Raw genomic sequence first — 15,397 nt, 5'->3', positions numbered from 1 at the left:
GGTCACCCTTAATAAGTCCGAATCTTAGGTTCAAAAGTCGGAACAGTCTTCGGCGAGAAGTTCACGGCACGCTTGGCAACGCGTTTCTCACCCGGGAAGTACAGGGTGTGGCACAGCCAGTTTTCGTCGTCACGGTCTTCGAAGTCTTCACGGGCGTGAGCACCGCGGGACTCTTTACGTACTTCGGCAGCGATGGCGGTGGCTTCAGCCACTTCCAGCAGGTTCTGCAGTTCCAGAGCTTCGATACGCGCAGTGTTGAAAGCCTGCGACTTATCGTTGATCTTCACGTTGGCGATGCGCTTGCGCAGGTCGGCCAACTGGGCAATACCCTTCTGCATGTATTCGCCAGTACGGAATACACCGAAGTAGTTCTGCATGCAGCTTTGCAGCTCGCGACGCAGGGTAGCCACGTCTTCGCCATCGGTACGCTCGTTCAGAGCGGACAGACGTGCCAGGGCAGCATTGATGTCGGCGTCGGTGGCTTCGTCGTATTCGATGCCGTCGGTCAGCGCCTTTTCCAGGTGCAGGCCGGCAGCACGGCCGAACACCACCAGGTCGAGCAGCGAGTTGCCGCCCAGACGGTTGGCGCCGTGAACCGATACGCAAGCCACTTCGCCTACAGCGAACAGGCCAGGGATGATGGTGTCTACGCCTTCGGCGTCCTGAGTGATCGCCTGACCATGAATGTTGGTGGCAACGCCGCCCATCATATAGTGGCAGGTAGGAACAACCGGAACCGGAGCGACAACCGGGTCAACGTGTGCAAACGTTTTCGACAGTTCGCAGATGCCTGGCAGACGGCTGTGCAGCACTTCCTCGCCCAGGTGGTCGAGCTTGAGCATCACGTGGTCGCCGTTCGGGCCACAGCCGTTGCCAGCGATGATTTCTTTAACCATCGAACGGGCAACAACGTCACGACCAGCCAGGTCTTTGGCGTTCGGAGCATAACGCTCCATGAAACGCTCGCCATGCTTGTTGATCAGGTAACCACCTTCACCACGGCAACCTTCTGTAACCAGTACACCGGCGCCGGCGATGCCGGTCGGGTGGAACTGCCACATTTCGATGTCCTGGACCGGCACGCCGGCACGCAGTGCCATGCCGACGCCGTCACCGGTGTTGATCAGGGCATTGGTGGTGGAGGCATAGATACGACCTGCACCGCCGGTGGCCAGAACGGTAGCCTTGGCACGGATGTAGGTGGTTTCGCCGGTCTCGATGCAGATAGCGATAACGCCGACAAAGTCGCCTTGGGCGTTCTTTACCAAGTCAACAGCGTAGTACTCGTTCAGGAACACGGTACCGGCTTTCAGGTTGCCTTGATAAAGGGTGTGCAGCAGCGCGTGACCGGTACGGTCGGAAGCAGCGCAAGTACGGGCAGCCTGGCCGCCTTTACCGTAATCCTTCGACTGACCGCCGAATGGACGCTGGTAGATACGACCCTGCTCGGTACGCGAGAACGGCATACCCATGTGGTCCAGCTCGTATACAGCGGCCGGGCCTTCCTGACACATGTATTCGATAGCGTCCTGGTCACCGATGTAGTCGGAACCCTTGACGGTATCGTACATGTGCCAGCGCCAGTCATCGTTCGGGTCAGCGGACGCGATTGCGCAGGTGATGCCGCCCTGTGCCGACACAGTGTGCGAGCGGGTCGGGAAAACCTTGGTGATTACGGCAGTCTTGTGGCCGCCTTGAGCCAGCTGCAGCGCAGCGCGCATGCCGGCACCGCCACCACCAATAATGATGGCGTCGAAAGAAATCGTTGGAATGTTAGCCATGACTCAGATACCCCAGAGAATCTGCACACCCCAGACGAAGTAAGCGAACATCGCAACGCCGCATACTGCCTGGAAAAGGAAACGTATTGCAGTCGCGGACTTGCCGAACGCCATTGGCGTCAGGTAGTCGGTCGCAATGGTCCACATGCCGACCCAGGCGTGAGCGCCGAGGGCAACGAGAGCCAGGAGACTGAAAATACGCATCCAGTTATTGGCGAACAGTTCATGCCATTGGGCGTACTCGAGGCCAGGATGGGCCACGACGTATCCGATCAGGAAAATGAAGTAAGCCGCGAGAACGACCGCAGACACACGTTGCGCCATCCAGTCATAGAGGCCCGAACGCGACAGGTTCGTGACGTTAGTTACCATATCCAAACTCCTGCCAGAACGATTACCACCACGGAAACGGCGATAACGATTTTCGAGCCCAGCTTGCCGCCTTCCAGCGTCTCACCGATGCCCATGTCCATGATCAAATGGCGCACACCGGCTACCAGGTGATACAGCAGAGCGGACAGGATGCCCCAAATCACTAGCTTGGCTAGCGGACTGGTCAGACACGCTTTCACCTGACCGAAGCCTTCCTCGGAGCTCAGCGACTTGTCCAATGCGTAAAGCATGATGGCAAGGCACACGAAGAGGATGACACCGGAAATTCGGTGAAGGATGGACGTGTAAGCAGTGACTGGGAGTTTGATGGTCCTTAGGTCTAGGTTTACAGGTCGTTGGCTTTTCACGGCTTTTTTTTCACACTGAAGAGCCCCTAACAATCAGGGCAAAGTTGTTGGGGAGTGCACTGGTCAGGTAACCACCACCCAGGGATGCGACCCCCAATAAAAGCAAGCCCAAAAGCCCTTGGCGGTCGGTGGCCGAGTATAGACAGTTAGGCTACTAATGACAACGCAAACACCTAACCCAAACAGCTGATTGCGCAACTGACATAAAAGGCGTAAATGGCTGGCAATTTCGAGAAAAAAGTGCGGTTAAAGCCTTCTGGAGCAAGACTTTAGGCAAATTGACATTCAAATTTATCTCACTATAGTGGTGCGGGCCCTGCGTGGGGGGTCTGTCTGATGATTTCAAGCATAAATAGGAGGCCACATGGCTGACAAAAAAGCGCAGTTGATCATCGAGGGCGCAGCCCCCGTCGAGCTGCCCATTTTAACCGGCACCGTTGGTCCCGATGTTATCGATGTTCGGGGCCTGACGGCCACGGGCCGCTTCACCTTCGACCCAGGCTTCATGTCGACCGCTTCGTGCGAGTCGAAGATCACCTATATTGACGGTGACAACGGCATTTTGTTGCACCGCGGTTACCCGATCGAACAGCTGGCTGAAAAATCGGACTACCTGGAAACCTGCTATCTGCTGCTCAACGGCGAACTGCCGACCGCAGAACAGAAGGCTCAGTTCGTCAGCACCGTGAAGAACCACACCATGGTTCACGAGCAGCTGAAGACTTTCTTCAACGGTTTCCGTCGCGACGCCCACCCGATGGCCGTCATGTGCGGCGTAGTCGGCGCCCTTTCGGCGTTCTACCACGACTCCCTGGACATCAATAACCCGCAGCATCGCGAAATCTCCGCGATCCGCCTGGTTGCCAAGATGCCTACCCTGGCTGCAATGGTTTACAAGTACTCCATGGGTCAACCCATGATGTACCCGCGCAACGACCTGTCGTACGCGGAAAACTTCCTGCACATGATGTTCAACACCCCGTGCGAGATCAAACCGATCAGCCCGGTACTCGCCAAGGCCATGGACCGGATTTTCATCCTCCACGCCGACCACGAGCAGAACGCATCGACCTCCACCGTTCGCCTGGCCGGCTCTTCGGGCGCCAACCCGTTCGCCTGTATCGCCGCTGGTATCGCTGCACTGTGGGGCCCTGCCCACGGCGGCGCCAACGAAGCGGTACTGACCATGCTCGATGAAATCGGCGATGTTTCGAACATCGACAAGTTCATTGCCAAGGCCAAGGACAAGAACGATCCGTTCAAACTGATGGGCTTCGGTCACCGCGTTTACAAGAACCGCGACCCGCGCGCCACCGTAATGAAGCAGACCTGCGACGAAGTCTTGCGCGAACTGGGGATCAACAACGATCCGCAACTCGAACTGGCCATGCGCCTGGAAGAGATCGCCCTGACCGATCCGTACTTCATCGAACGCTCGCTGTACCCGAACGTCGACTTCTACTCGGGGATCATCCTCAAGGCGATCGGCATTCCAACCAGCATGTTCACCGTAATCTTCGCCCTGGCGCGGACCGTCGGCTGGATCTCCCACTGGAAAGAAATGCTCTCCAGCCCGTACAAGATCGGCCGCCCGCGCCAGCTGTACACCGGCTACGAGTCGCGTGACATCACCAAGCTGGAAGACCGCAAGTAAGACCTGTCTTGCGGTAGCGTCTTAGCCCTATCAAAAACGGCCTCTACTTATATAGGGGCCGTTTTTGATTGAGCGCTTTCGTAGTTTTGGGTCGCCTATCTATCCATCAACTAAGATCAAGCTCACTCAGGACTTCTTTCGGACAGCTCCCATCAACTGATCAATACGCTCGAGATCCTCCACTCCAAACCCCGTCGCCTTCCGCCAGTTCCGAACGGCATCATCCATTTTCGTCCTTGCCTGCCGCAAGGCTTTATCCTCAGTAATTACCCTTTTCAGATCGGCATCCGCCAAAGCTGAGTTCTCTAGCAATTGTTCGAAATCTTTAGCGGGCCCACCTTCAACGTACCGCGGCCCCACAAAGTTTTCGACCTTCGCTTTCTGGTCCAATGCGTGGTTCCGGGTGGTGGTGAAAGGTGGAGTGTCGGTTAAATTCGCTCTGATTTTTTTGAAATCTTCAATGGCAACAAGCCTTTCTGCATCCCTGGCGCGAGTCAGCTCGGCGGCTCGGTAGGAGGGACGCAGCTTGTTGACGGCATTGAGACCTCCTTGAACGCCACGGCCTACCTTAATTACCGCAGCAACCGTAGTATTGACGGCACGCTGTAGCAACGCACCACCAGACAATCCCGTTACAAGAGCGGGCGCGAAATAACGACCTGTCGGGTCCACCCGATTGATCGGATCGCCCTGACAATATGCATACGCATTCACCCCGCCCCTCCCAAACGGGCTCAAACCGTCTGGACTATTGAATCGCATCAACACCGGATTGAATGCGCGATAACCATTCCCAAGCAAATAATGTCCGGTCAGCGGATCCCTACGCTCGCCATTGAACGCCAGGAGACTGCTCAAACCACTTTCAGGAGAACGATGCCCATAGGAGGAATAAACTGACTGCTGGCGCTGACCGGCGGCGACTGAATGCAAAACCGAACGCTGCAGATCAGTAGCAAGCAAAGAGCTATCAATTCGACCCGCTTCATGACGCTGTTGCGCCAACAACTGCGCCTCATGCTCAAACACCGAATACCGGACCCGCCCCTGCAGCTCCGTGGCCAATCGATCTTTGCGGTAATAGCGCTGAATTCCCGGCTCGTTCAGCGGTACAAAACTTGCGACCCGATCCAATGGGTCATAGTGGTAGCGGCATAACAATGTGTCTCGCTGAACGATCATGACTGGCTCCAATTCGTAACCCGAGGAAGAGTTACTAGATTCGGAGCATTCGTGGCAACCGTCTACTATCAGAACCGATAGTCAGCAGACAGATTCCTGCCGGCTGTACCGACACCATCGCGTGCCTGCTCGCGATGCCGGAATGTCAAATAGCGCGAGATCCCCTGACCAACCGCAACCCCGCAATCACCACCGCAAATACCGCCAATGTCGTGTTGTACAACGCCAGCGCCGGGAACCCGAGCGCCAGTGCCAGCACGCCCAGCCACCACCCTGCCCGGCCCTGCAGTACAAAACCGATCACGGCTGCAACCACGGCCGACCAACCCAGCACCTTGAAGTGAATCATCAAGCCCAGGCTCGACCGCACCTGACATTCCCACCGACTCGCCTCATCCACACAGACACCGACCCATTGCGCATCTTCCATGAAGCCATAGCGCGCACCATAGCTGGCGGCCAGCCAGACAGGCAGTAAAACAAGCAGCAGAATCACGGGCAGATGGCGGGACATGAAGCACTCCAATAGACGAAAAGCGGCGGTCAGCTTAATCGCCCGAAAGCGTTAAGCAAGTACCAACAACAGTTACTGGCCTTTCAATCACTGCAAAGTGTATCGTCAAGCTACTATTACTTGGGATTCTGGCCTATTTGGTGCCGATACTTGGCACTTTGGCGCAACTCCGGTGGTCATAGCCTGCGAAATTCAATCGGCACCTTCCTTCTAAGGGATCTAGTCATGCTCCGTTCCTTGCGCTTCGCCGCCCTGTTTGGCGGCCTTATATTGAGTGCGTCCGCACTGGCGGTCGACATCGACGCCGCCAGTTATGGCTATCCCCTGACCAACCCGTTCGAGGCAACCATTGCCACGACACCACCGGATTTGCGTCCGGAACTGCCGCTGGACGACGACATCGATCAATCTACGCGCAGCGTTACACTGCGGCCTGAGCGTGAGTTCCAATTGCCGGACAACTTTTGGGCAGTGAAGAAACTCGAGTACCGTATTGCCACGCAGGACAAGGCCGCGCCGCTGATTTTCCTGATCGCCGGTACTGGCGCACGCTATGACAGCACCCTGAACGAATACCTGAAGAAGCTGTACTACAAGGCCGGCTACCACGTGGTGCAACTGTCGTCGCCTACCAGCTTCGACTTCATCAGCGCCGCGTCACGCTTTGCCACTCCGGGCATCACCAAGGAAGACGCCGAAGACATGTACCGGGTGATGCAGGCCGTTCGGGCACAGAACCCGAAACTGCCAGTCACCGACTACTACCTCACCGGCTACAGCCTGGGCGCACTGGATGCGGCCTTCGTCGCGCACCTGGACGAAACCCGCCGCAGCTTCAACTTCAAGAAAGTCCTGCTGCTCAACCCGCCGGTCAACCTCTATACCTCAATCACCAATCTCGACAAGCTGGTACAAACCGAAGTAAAGGGCATCAACACCTCGACCACCTTCTATGAACTGGTCCTGGAAAAACTGACCCGCTACTTCCAGCAAAAGGGCTACATCGACCTCAACGATGCCCTGTTGTATGACTTCCAGCAGTCCAAGCAGCACCTGACCAACGAACAGATGGCCATGCTGATCGGCACCTCGTTCCGCTTCTCGGCGGCCGACATTGCCTTCACCTCGGACCTGATCAATCGTCGCGGACTGATCACCCCGCCGAAGTTTCCGATCACCCAGGGCACCAGCCTCACGCCATTCCTCAAGCGCGCCTTGCAGTGCGACTTCGATTGCTACATCACCGAACAAGTGATCCCGATGTGGCGCGCGCGCACCGACGGCGGCAGCCTGCTGCAACTGATCGACCAGGTCAGCCTGTATGCACTGAAGGATTATCTGCAAAACAGCCCGAAAATCGCCGTGATGCACAACGCCGATGACGTGATCCTCGGCCCGGGCGACCTGGGCTTCCTGCGCAAGACCTTTGGCGATCGCCTGACTGTTTATCCGCTGGGCGGCCATTGCGGCAATCTTAACTACCGCGTCAACAGCGACGCCATGCTGGAGTTCTTCCGTGGCTAAATATCTCCTGGTTATCGCAGCGTTACTCTGTGCAGGTGTCGCCAACGCCGACAACAGCAACGCCAACGCACCCGTGGTGGTTGACAGTGATGGCTTCAAAGAGCCGCTGAGCAAACTCAAAATCAACCCGGGCCTGGACCAACGCGAGTTCGAGCGTTCGACGCTAAACGCCCTGGCGGTCTACGACCCGCTGGAGGAGTGGAACCGTCGTGTTTACCACTTCAACTACCGCTTTGACCAATGGGTGTTCCTGCCAGTGGTCGATGGCTATCGCTACATTACGCCAAGCTTCTTGCGCACCGGGGTGAGCAACTTCTTCAACAACCTGGGCGATATCCCAAACCTGTTGAACAGCATGCTGCAACTCAAGGGCCAGCGCTCACTGGAAACTACCGGTCGCCTGCTGCTTAACACCACCCTCGGCGTCGCCGGCCTGTGGGATCCGGCCACTGCCATGGGCCTGCCACGCCAGAGCGAAGACTTCGGTCAGACCCTGGGCTTCTACGGAGTCCCGGGCGGCGCTTACTTCGTACTGCCGATCTTCGGTCCTTCGAACCTGCGGGATACAGGCGGCCTGGCAGTGGATTTCACTGCCGAGTCGGCAATCAACTTCCTCAACGTCTCCGAAGTCAGCTCCAACCATCCGGAAGTCTTGATCCTGCGCGGCATCGACAAGCGCTACCAGACCAGCTTCCGTTATGGCCAGATGAACTCGCCGTTCGAATACGAGAAAGTGCGTTACGTGTACACCGAGGCCCGCAAGCTGCAGATCGCCGAGTAATACCGGCGACCGCAAGACACCTCGGAACCTGTGGGAGCGGGCTTGCTCGCGAATGCGGTGTACCAGTCAAGATCAATGCTGACTGACACACCGCATTCGCGAGCAAGCCCGCTCCCACAGTTGTTTATGTGTTGTACATAAACGGGCGACCCAGGCTTCAGCCTTTGAGCGTTTTCCATATTTTGCTGGTGAGCATCACCCCTGCCAGCACCACTGCCCCCGCCACAATCCCCGCCACCGCATTGAGCAGCACCGGCACGATAAATCCTCCACCACCTGCCGCCGCGCTGACACTCTCGATCCAGTGATGCACCACCGGCACGCCGTGAGTGAGAATCCCGCCACCCACCAGAAACATCGCCGCCGTGCCGATCACCGACAGGCTTTTCATCATGTAGGGTGCCGCGCGCAGAATCGCGGCGCCAATGCCTTTGGCCATCCGCCCGGGTTTTTGCGTCAGCCACAGGCCCAGGTCATCGAGCTTGACGATGCCGGCGACCAGGCCATAGACGCCGATGGTCATGACAATGGCGATACCCGACAGCACGATGACTTGCTGGGTCAACGGCGCATCAGCCACGGTACCGAGGGTGATGGCGATGATTTCCGCCGAAAGGATAAAGTCGGTGCGGATCGCCCCCTTGATCTTGTCCTTCTCGAACGCCACCAGATCAGTGGCAGGGTCGGCCACGGCCTCGACCAATTGCGCATGCTCGACTGCGTCTTCAACCTTGCTGTGCAGGAACTTGTGGGCGAGTTTCTCGAAACCCTCGAAACACAGATAAGCGCCGCCAACCATCAGCAACGGAGTGACAAGCCAGGGAACGAACGCGCTGATGGCCAATGCCGACGGCACCAGGATCAGTTTGTTGATAAAAGAACCCTTGGCGACCGCCCAGACCACCGGGATTTCCCGCTCGGCACGCACGCCGCTGACCTGCTGGGCATTGAGCGCCAGGTCGTCACCGAGGACACCGGCGGTCTTCTTGGCGGCCATTTTGGTCATCAACGCCACATCGTCCAGTACAGCGGCGATGTCATCGATCAGCACCAGCAAACTGCTTCCAGCCATGGATCGGGTTTCCTTCTTGAATGATTGCCGTGCAGCATAGCGCGACACAACGGCGCGTGGCGCATTCTTGAGCGCTGCGCGAGGCCGGTGATACCATGCGCAACCGCCAGAGCAGGCAAGGAATCACCCGGTTTATGAGCACTATCCGCGAGCGCAACAAACAACTGATCCTGCGTGCCGCCAGTGAAGAATTTGCCGACAAAGGCTTCGCTGCGACCAAAACCAGCGACATCGCCGCCAAGGCGGGATTGCCCAAGCCGAACGTCTACTACTACTTCAAATCCAAGGAAAACCTCTATCGCGAGGTCCTGGAAAGTATCATCGTGCCAATCCTGCAGGCCTCGACACCGTTCAATCCGGACGGTGAGCCCAGCGAAGTGCTCAGCGGCTACATCCGCTCGAAAATCCGCATTTCCCGCGACCTGCCCTTCGCCTCCAAAGTGTTCGCCAGTGAAATCATGCACGGTGCACCGCACTTGAGTGCCGACCTGGTCGAGCAACTGAATGGCCAGGCCAGACACAACATCGACTGCATCCAGACCTGGATCGACCGCGGCCAGATCGCCCCGATCGACCCCAACCACCTGATGTTCAGCATCTGGGCTGCGACCCAGACCTACGCCGACTTCGATTGGCAGATCAGCGCCATCACCGGCAAGGCCCGGCTGGATGAAGAGGATTACGAGGCGGCCGCGCAGACGATCATCCGGTTGGTGCTCAAGGGGTGCGAGCCGGACTGATGCACCGCGGCGCGGCCATTCGCCAGCAAGCCCACTCCCAAATTGGGTTTGTGTTTGACGCAGATCAAATGTGGGAGCGGGCTTGCTCGCGAATGGGGCAACTCGGTCCCCGGTCAAACCCAGATCGCATCCCACAACGGATAGTCGCCAAGCTTTTCGACTAATCCCGCCCTCAGCGGATTGGCCACTACGTAGCGAGCAAGTTTGACCAGATCCTCTTCCTTGCGAAGCGCATGATCATGAAATCCCTGTTGCCAGAGGCTACCTGCTCTGCCGGTTGCCGCATTGATTGCTCGGGTACTCAAGGATTTCGCCTGGCACATCAGTTGCCCCAATGAGCCCTTGTTCAATTGAATCAACCAATGAAAATGATCGGGCATGACCACCCAGGCCAATGAATCGGCGAAGCCATCGTCCTGTGCTTGCTTGAATTGCTGAACGACCAGCCTGCCAAGGGTGTAATCCCTGAAGACAGGTTCCCGTTTCAAAGTATTGGCAGTCAGAAGGTAGATGCGGTTTTGTTCGGCATAGCGGCCGATACGTAGACGATGCGACGCTGACAATTCAGGCATTCCCTTGCCCTCTCCCATGTTGAAATCATGGGAAGGCTAGATCAGCGCACTCAGAGTTGCAGGGCAGACTTTTAGCTGGATGTGACTGGGAGATTGTCTTCGCGAGCAAGCCCACTCCCACAGGGGACTTGTGGTGTTAACAGAATTTTCGTCCACCGACGATCCCATGTGGGAGCGGGCTTGCTCGCGAAGGCTGCAAATCAGTCACCCATCAATCAAGCCGCAACCCCCGCATCCGCCCTCAACCCCAACGCCTCGATCGCAGTGATCGCACACTGCTCATCAACATCCGACAAATCCCCGCTGATCCCCACCGCTCCCAGCACACTCCCGGCCTGGTCGCGAATCAGCACACCACCCGGTGCCGGTACAACGCTGCCCTGCCCCAGGCTGTTCAGCGCGGCAATAAACGCCGGGCGTTGCTGCGCATCCAGCGCCAGCAGGCGCGAGCCTTTGCCTAATGCGATGGCCCCCCAGGCTTTGCCGATGGCGACGTGCGGGCGCAGCAGGCTTGCGCCGTCTTCGCGTTGCAGGGTGACCAAGTGCCCACCGGCATCGAGCACCGCGATGGTCAGGGGTGCCGCTGAAATGGCCCGCCCTGCAGAGATGGCCTCATTGACCAGGTTGACTGCAACTTTCAAGGTTAAAGCGCTCATGGTGCCGTCCTCATTTTGTTTTTCGGAAAGCCAGTGGGCTGCGCGTTTGTGCCGCAGCCAGATGCAACAAATAGAACACAATGAGTTATTTTTTTGTATACAATAATTCTCGAAAAGCGCCACATGCGACGAAAAGCCACAGTAGATTGGGCTTCAGACAAATGAAACGAGCGCTTGAGAAAATGGATTGACCTGCGCCGTCCGCCGTGAATACACTCTGCGCAAAGCCACTTGTATACAATTACAAAACGTAAGAGGCACAAAACCATGAGCAAAATGAGAGCAATCGAAGCCGCCGTTCTGGTGATGCGCCGTGAAGGGGTTGATACCGCTTTTGGCATCCCGGGTGCCGCCATCAACCCGCTGTACTCCGCCCTGCAAAAGGTCGGTGGCATCGATCACGTCCTCGCTCGCCACGTTGAAGGCGCGTCGCACATGGCCGAGGGTTACACCCGCACCAAGGCCGGCAACATCGGCGTGTGCATCGGTACTTCCGGCCCGGCCGGCACCGACATGGTCACCGGGCTCTACAGCGCCTCGGCCGACTCGATCCCGATCCTCTGCATTACCGGGCAAGCACCCCGCGCCCGTATGCACAAGGAAGATTTCCAGGCTGTCGATATCACCAGCATCGTCAAGCCAGTCACCAAGTGGGCAACCACCGTTCTGGAACCTGGCCAGGTGCCTTACGCGTTCCAGAAAGCCTTCTATGAAATGCGCTCTGGCCGTCCAGGCCCGGTGCTGATCGACCTGCCGTTCGACGTGCAGATGGCCGAGATCGAATTCGACATTGACGCTTACCAGCCATTGCCGCTGGCCAAGCCAACCGCCAGCCGCGTTCAGATCGAGAAAGCTTTGGCCCTGCTCGATCAGGCTGAGCGTCCATTGCTGGTAGCGGGTGGTGGCATCATCAATGCCGACGCCAGTGAGTTGCTGGTGGAGTTCGCCGAGCTGACCGGTATTCCGGTCATCCCGACCCTGATGGGCTGGGGCACCATCCCGGACGATCACCCGCTAATGGTTGGCATGGTCGGCCTGCAGACTTCGCACCGCTACGGCAACGCAACCATGCTCAAGTCCGACGTGGTGCTGGGTATCGGTAACCGTTGGGCCAACCGCCACACGGGCTCGGTAGACGTGTACACCGAAGGCCGCAAGTTCATTCACGTCGACATTGAAGGCACCCAGATCGGCCGTGTATTCACTCCGGACCTGGGCATCGTCTCCGACGCCGCTGCCGCGCTGACCGTGTTCATCGAAGTCGCTCGCGAATGGCAAGCCGCCGGCAAGCTGAAAAACCGCAGCGCCTGGCTGCAAGACTGCCAGCAGCGCAAAGCCAGCCTGCAGCGCAAGACCCACTTCGACAACGTACCGGTCAAACCGCAGCGCGTTTACGAAGAGATGAACCAGGTGTTTGGCAAAGACACTTGCTACGTCAGCACCATCGGTCTGTCGCAGATTGCCGGCGCGCAGTTCCTGCACGTCTACAAGCCGCGTCACTGGATCAACTGCGGCCAGGCCGGTCCCCTGGGCTGGACCATTCCGGCAGCGCTGGGTGTGGTCAAGGCTGACCCGAACCGCAAGGTTGTCGCGCTGTCGGGCGACTATGATTTCCAGTTCATGATCGAAGAACTGGCGGTGGGCGCGCAATTCAAGCTGCCCTACATTCATGTTGTGGTAAACAACTCGTACCTGGGGCTGATCCGTCAGTCGCAGCGCGGTTTCGACATGGACTACTGCGTGCAGTTGTCCTTCGATAACCTGAACGCGCCGGAACTCAACGGTTACGGTGTCGACCACGTCGCGGTTGCCGAGGGCCTCGGTTGCAAGGCACTGCGTGTGTTCGAACCGGCCCAGATCCAGCCGGCACTGCGCAGGGCCCAGGAGCTGATCGAAGAGTTCAAGGTGCCGGTGATCGTCGAGATTATTCTGGAGCGTGTGACCAACATTTCCATGGGTACCGAGATCAACGCCGTCAACGAATTCGAAGACCTGGCGCTGGTCGGCAACGACGCACCGACTGCGATTTCGATGCTTGATTGACTCGATCTGGCTCCCTCTCCCTCCGGGAGAGGGCTGGGGTGAGGGAAAGGTTTTGCGGTGTTCGCAGGATCGGGATCAGACTCAAGATTCCCCCTCACCCTAACCCTCTCCCCAGGGAGAGGGGACTGATTGCGTTTAGTCAGACCTACCCGTATCAAATCTGTTTCAGGAGACCATCATGCCGCGTTTCGCAGCCAACCTGTCCATGCTGTTCACAGAACAGGATTTCCTCGCCCGTTTCGAAGCGGCCGCCAAGGCCGGCTTCAGTGGTGTCGAATACCTGTTCCCTTACGACTTCAGCTCCGCCGAAATCAAGGCCCAGCTCGACGCCAACGGCCTGACCCAAGTGTTGTTCAACCTGCCGGCCGGTGACTGGGCCAAGGGCGAGCGCGGTATCGCGTGCCTGCCGGATCGGGTTGAAGAATTCCGCGCCGGTGTCGATCTGGCGATCGCCTACGCGCAAGTGCTGGGCAATACCCAGGTCAACTGCCTGGCCGGCATCCGCCCACAAGGCGTTGACGATGCCACCGTGGAAAATACCTTCGTCGCCAACCTCAAGTACGCAGCCGACAAGCTGCAAGCAGCAGGTATCAAACTGGTGATGGAAGCGATCAACACCCGTGACATTCCAGGCTTCTACCTGAACAACACGGCCCAAGCCCTGTCGATTCGCGAGCAGGTCGGCAGCGCCAATCTGTTCCTGCAATACGACATCTATCACATGCAAATCATGGAAGGCGACCTGGCTCGCACCCTGCAATCGCACCTGGGCGAGATCAACCATGTGCAGCTCGCAGACAACCCGGGGCGCAACGAACCTGGCACCGGAGAAATCAACTACCGCTTCCTGTTCGAACACCTGGACCGCATCGGGTACCAGGGTTGGGTCGGCTGCGAATACAAGCCGCTGACGACTACGGAAGCGGGCCTGGGCTGGCTGAAAACCCATAACGCAATCTGATTGTCAGAAGCGCTTTTGTGGCGAGGGGCTTGCCCCCGTTCGACCGCGAAGCAGTCGTATAACCAGCAAATGCGTTCTATCTGACTGACTGCGTAAATACATTGGGGCCGCTTCGCGACCCAACGGGGGCAAGCCCCCTCGCCACAAAGAGCTCACCGGCCAAGTGCCAGGAGCTACACAAAAACAAGAGGATTTTCTCATGGCTAAAATCGGATTTATCGGCACCGGCATCATGGGCCACCCAATGGCGGCGAACCTGCAGAAAGCCGGTCACAGCCTGTTCCTGTCGGCACACCACGACGCTGCCCCGGCAGACCTGGTCGCCGCTGGCGCCATTGCCCTGGCGAACCCGAAAGAAGTCGCCCAGGAAGCCGAATTCATCATCGTCATGGTCCCGGATACCCCGCAGGTCGATGACGTGCTGTTTCGCGCAGACGGCATCGCTGCCGGCGTTGGCAAAGGCAAGGTGGTGATCGACATGAGCTCGATCTCGCCGACCGCCACCAAGGCCTTCGCCGCGAAGATCAACGAAAAAGGCGCGCAATACCTCGACGCCCCGGTATCCGGCGGTGAAGTCGGCGCCAAGGCCGCGACCCTGAGCATCATGGTCGGTGGCGATGCCGACGCCTTCGAACGCGCCCTGCCACTGTTCCAGGCCATGGGCAAGAACATCACCCTGGTCGGTGGCAACGGCGACGGTCAAACCGCGAAAGTCGCGAACCAGATCATCGTCGCCCTGAACATCCAGGCCGTGGCCGAAGCCCTGCTGTTCGCTTCGAAAAACGGTGCCGATCCAGCCAAGGTGCGTGAAGCACTGATGGGCGGGTTCGCTTCGTCGAAGATCCTTGAAGTACACGGCGAGCGCATGATCAAGGGCACCTTCGATCCAGGCTTCCGCATCAGCCTGCACCAGAAGGACCTGAACCTGGCCCTGCAAGGCGCCAAGGAGCTGAATATCAACCTGCCGAACACCGCCAACGCCCAGCAAGTGTTCAGCACCTGCGCGGCCATCGGTGGCAGCAACTGGGACCACTCGGCGCTGATCAAAGGCCTGGAGCACATGGCGAACTTCTCGATTCGCGACAAGAAGTAAGCCCTGCCGCCCCCCAATGTGGGAGCGGGCTTGCTCGCGAAGAGGGAGTGTCAGTCGATATCAATGCTGACTGATACCCCGCCT

The 15,397-nt window shown here is 58.1% G+C and carries 15 protein-coding genes; 7 read left to right on the top strand and 8 right to left on the bottom strand.

Translation table 11 applies throughout. The annotated features are described in order from the left end of the window. Positions 1-8: 8 nt before the first annotated feature. Genes sdhA through sdhC form a run of 3 tightly spaced genes read right to left on the bottom strand, consistent with a single transcriptional unit; the run spans position 9 to position 2,521 of the window. Positions 9-1,781 (bottom strand): succinate dehydrogenase flavoprotein subunit, encoded by a 1,773-nt coding sequence (sdhA, locus tag ASE98_RS11435; RefSeq protein WP_060541474.1) that lies wholly within the window; start codon positions 1,779-1,781, stop codon positions 9-11. 3 nt (positions 1,782-1,784) lie between these two features. Continuing rightward, positions 1,785-2,153 (bottom strand): succinate dehydrogenase, hydrophobic membrane anchor protein, encoded by a 369-nt coding sequence (gene sdhD / locus ASE98_RS11430; RefSeq protein WP_034146346.1) that lies wholly within the window; start codon positions 2,151-2,153, stop codon positions 1,785-1,787. Continuing rightward, the gene (gene sdhC / locus ASE98_RS11425) at positions 2,147-2,521 is read right to left on the bottom strand and encodes a succinate dehydrogenase, cytochrome b556 subunit (RefSeq protein WP_016773673.1); all 375 of its coding nucleotides are present in this window, start codon (positions 2,519-2,521) and stop codon (positions 2,147-2,149) included. Before sdhC ends, sdhD begins: the two co-directional genes overlap by 7 nt. Positions 2,522-2,885: 364 nt before the next feature. Between sdhC and gltA the strand changes: the two genes are divergently transcribed. Beyond that, positions 2,886-4,175 carry a citrate synthase gene (gene gltA, locus ASE98_RS11420; RefSeq protein ID WP_053156800.1) on the top strand — a complete coding sequence of 430 codons (1,290 nt, stop codon included), beginning with the start codon at positions 2,886-2,888 and terminating at the stop codon, positions 4,173-4,175. 126 nt (positions 4,176-4,301) lie between these two features. On the opposite strand, the gene ASE98_RS11415 is transcribed toward gltA, so the two are convergent. Together ASE98_RS11415 and ASE98_RS11410 are read right to left on the bottom strand one after the other, a co-directional pair. After that, complete coding sequence (locus ASE98_RS11415) at positions 4,302-5,357, bottom strand: RHS repeat-associated core domain-containing protein (protein ID WP_060541473.1); 1,056 nt, start codon at positions 5,355-5,357, stop codon at positions 4,302-4,304. A 145-nt stretch (positions 5,358-5,502) separates the two neighbouring features. Continuing rightward, positions 5,503-5,871, bottom strand: a complete 369-nt coding sequence (locus ASE98_RS11410; protein ID WP_060541472.1) for a hypothetical protein — start codon at positions 5,869-5,871, stop codon at positions 5,503-5,505. Positions 5,872-6,096: 225 nt separating this feature from the next. On the opposite strand from ASE98_RS11410, the gene ASE98_RS11405 reads away from it, so the two are divergent. Together ASE98_RS11405 and ASE98_RS11400 are read left to right on the top strand one after the other, a co-directional pair. Further along, positions 6,097-7,395 (top strand): serine/threonine protein kinase, encoded by a 1,299-nt coding sequence (locus ASE98_RS11405; protein WP_060541471.1) that lies wholly within the window; start codon positions 6,097-6,099, stop codon positions 7,393-7,395. Further along, complete coding sequence (locus ASE98_RS11400) at positions 7,388-8,176, top strand: MlaA family lipoprotein (protein WP_060541470.1); 789 nt, start codon at positions 7,388-7,390, stop codon at positions 8,174-8,176. The genes ASE98_RS11405 and ASE98_RS11400 overlap by 8 nt, the downstream gene beginning before the upstream one ends. A 157-nt stretch (positions 8,177-8,333) precedes the next feature. Here the strand turns inward: ASE98_RS11400 and ASE98_RS11395 are convergent, their stop codons facing one another. Then, the gene (locus ASE98_RS11395) at positions 8,334-9,248 is read right to left on the bottom strand and encodes a DUF808 domain-containing protein (protein WP_060541469.1); all 915 of its coding nucleotides are present in this window, start codon (positions 9,246-9,248) and stop codon (positions 8,334-8,336) included. 134 nt (positions 9,249-9,382) lie between these two features. Between ASE98_RS11395 and ASE98_RS11390 the strand changes: the two genes are divergently transcribed. Then, on the top strand, positions 9,383-9,988 hold the full coding sequence (locus ASE98_RS11390; protein ID WP_060541468.1) for a TetR/AcrR family transcriptional regulator: 606 nt from the start codon (positions 9,383-9,385) through the stop codon (positions 9,986-9,988). Between the two features lie 113 nt (positions 9,989-10,101). Here ASE98_RS11390 and ASE98_RS11385 read toward each other — a convergent pair whose 3' ends face one another. After that, the gene (locus ASE98_RS11385; protein WP_060541592.1) at positions 10,102-10,560 is read right to left on the bottom strand and encodes an REP-associated tyrosine transposase; all 459 of its coding nucleotides are present in this window, start codon (positions 10,558-10,560) and stop codon (positions 10,102-10,104) included. A 215-nt stretch (positions 10,561-10,775) separates the two neighbouring features. Further along, positions 10,776-11,216, bottom strand: coding sequence for a GlcG/HbpS family heme-binding protein (locus ASE98_RS11380; protein WP_060541467.1), 441 nt, complete (start codon positions 11,214-11,216; stop codon positions 10,776-10,778). A gap of 267 nt (positions 11,217-11,483) precedes the next feature. Here ASE98_RS11380 and gcl point away from each other — a divergent pair, with 267 nt between their 5' ends. From gcl to ASE98_RS11365, 3 genes are all read left to right on the top strand, one after another. After that, on the top strand, positions 11,484-13,259 hold the full coding sequence (gcl, locus tag ASE98_RS11375; RefSeq protein WP_060541466.1) for a glyoxylate carboligase: 1,776 nt from the start codon (positions 11,484-11,486) through the stop codon (positions 13,257-13,259). A gap of 178 nt (positions 13,260-13,437) precedes the next feature. Beyond that, on the top strand, positions 13,438-14,220 hold the full coding sequence (gene hyi / locus ASE98_RS11370; RefSeq protein ID WP_060541465.1) for a hydroxypyruvate isomerase: 783 nt from the start codon (positions 13,438-13,440) through the stop codon (positions 14,218-14,220). Positions 14,221-14,419: 199 nt separating this feature from the next. Further along, on the top strand, positions 14,420-15,313 hold the full coding sequence (locus tag ASE98_RS11365; protein WP_060541464.1) for a 2-hydroxy-3-oxopropionate reductase: 894 nt from the start codon (positions 14,420-14,422) through the stop codon (positions 15,311-15,313). Positions 15,314-15,397 lie beyond the last annotated feature (84 nt).

Source organism: Pseudomonas sp. Leaf48, assembly GCF_001421885.1.
Lineage (GTDB): Bacteria > Pseudomonadota > Gammaproteobacteria > Pseudomonadales > Pseudomonadaceae > Aquipseudomonas.
The sequence above is the reverse complement of the archived record's forward strand: the minus strand, read 5'-3'. Positions and strand labels throughout refer to the sequence as shown.

What these genes read in the sequence shown, in the direction of transcription:
- ASE98_RS11390 (WP_060541468.1), top strand. Translation starts at nt 9,383, where the DNA reads ATGAGCACTATCCGCGAGCGCAACAAACAACTGATCCTGCGTGCCGCC.
- ASE98_RS11385 (WP_060541592.1), bottom strand. Translation starts at nt 10,560, where the DNA reads ATGCCTGAATTGTCAGCGTCGCATCGTCTACGTATCGGCCGCTATGCC.
- ASE98_RS11395 (WP_060541469.1), bottom strand. Translation starts at nt 9,248, where the DNA reads ATGGCTGGAAGCAGTTTGCTGGTGCTGATCGATGACATCGCCGCTGTA.
- sdhA (WP_060541474.1), bottom strand. Translation starts at nt 1,781, where the DNA reads ATGGCTAACATTCCAACGATTTCTTTCGACGCCATCATTATTGGTGGT.
- ASE98_RS11410 (WP_060541472.1), bottom strand. Translation starts at nt 5,871, where the DNA reads ATGTCCCGCCATCTGCCCGTGATTCTGCTGCTTGTTTTACTGCCTGTC.
- gltA (WP_053156800.1), top strand. Translation starts at nt 2,886, where the DNA reads ATGGCTGACAAAAAAGCGCAGTTGATCATCGAGGGCGCAGCCCCCGTC.
- ASE98_RS11365 (WP_060541464.1), top strand. Translation starts at nt 14,420, where the DNA reads ATGGCTAAAATCGGATTTATCGGCACCGGCATCATGGGCCACCCAATG.
- hyi (WP_060541465.1), top strand. Translation starts at nt 13,438, where the DNA reads ATGCCGCGTTTCGCAGCCAACCTGTCCATGCTGTTCACAGAACAGGAT.
- ASE98_RS11380 (WP_060541467.1), bottom strand. Translation starts at nt 11,216, where the DNA reads ATGAGCGCTTTAACCTTGAAAGTTGCAGTCAACCTGGTCAATGAGGCC.
- sdhD (WP_034146346.1), bottom strand. Translation starts at nt 2,153, where the DNA reads ATGGTAACTAACGTCACGAACCTGTCGCGTTCGGGCCTCTATGACTGG.
- gcl (WP_060541466.1), top strand. Translation starts at nt 11,484, where the DNA reads ATGAGCAAAATGAGAGCAATCGAAGCCGCCGTTCTGGTGATGCGCCGT.
- ASE98_RS11405 (WP_060541471.1), top strand. Translation starts at nt 6,097, where the DNA reads ATGCTCCGTTCCTTGCGCTTCGCCGCCCTGTTTGGCGGCCTTATATTG.
- ASE98_RS11415 (WP_060541473.1), bottom strand. Translation starts at nt 5,357, where the DNA reads ATGATCGTTCAGCGAGACACATTGTTATGCCGCTACCACTATGACCCA.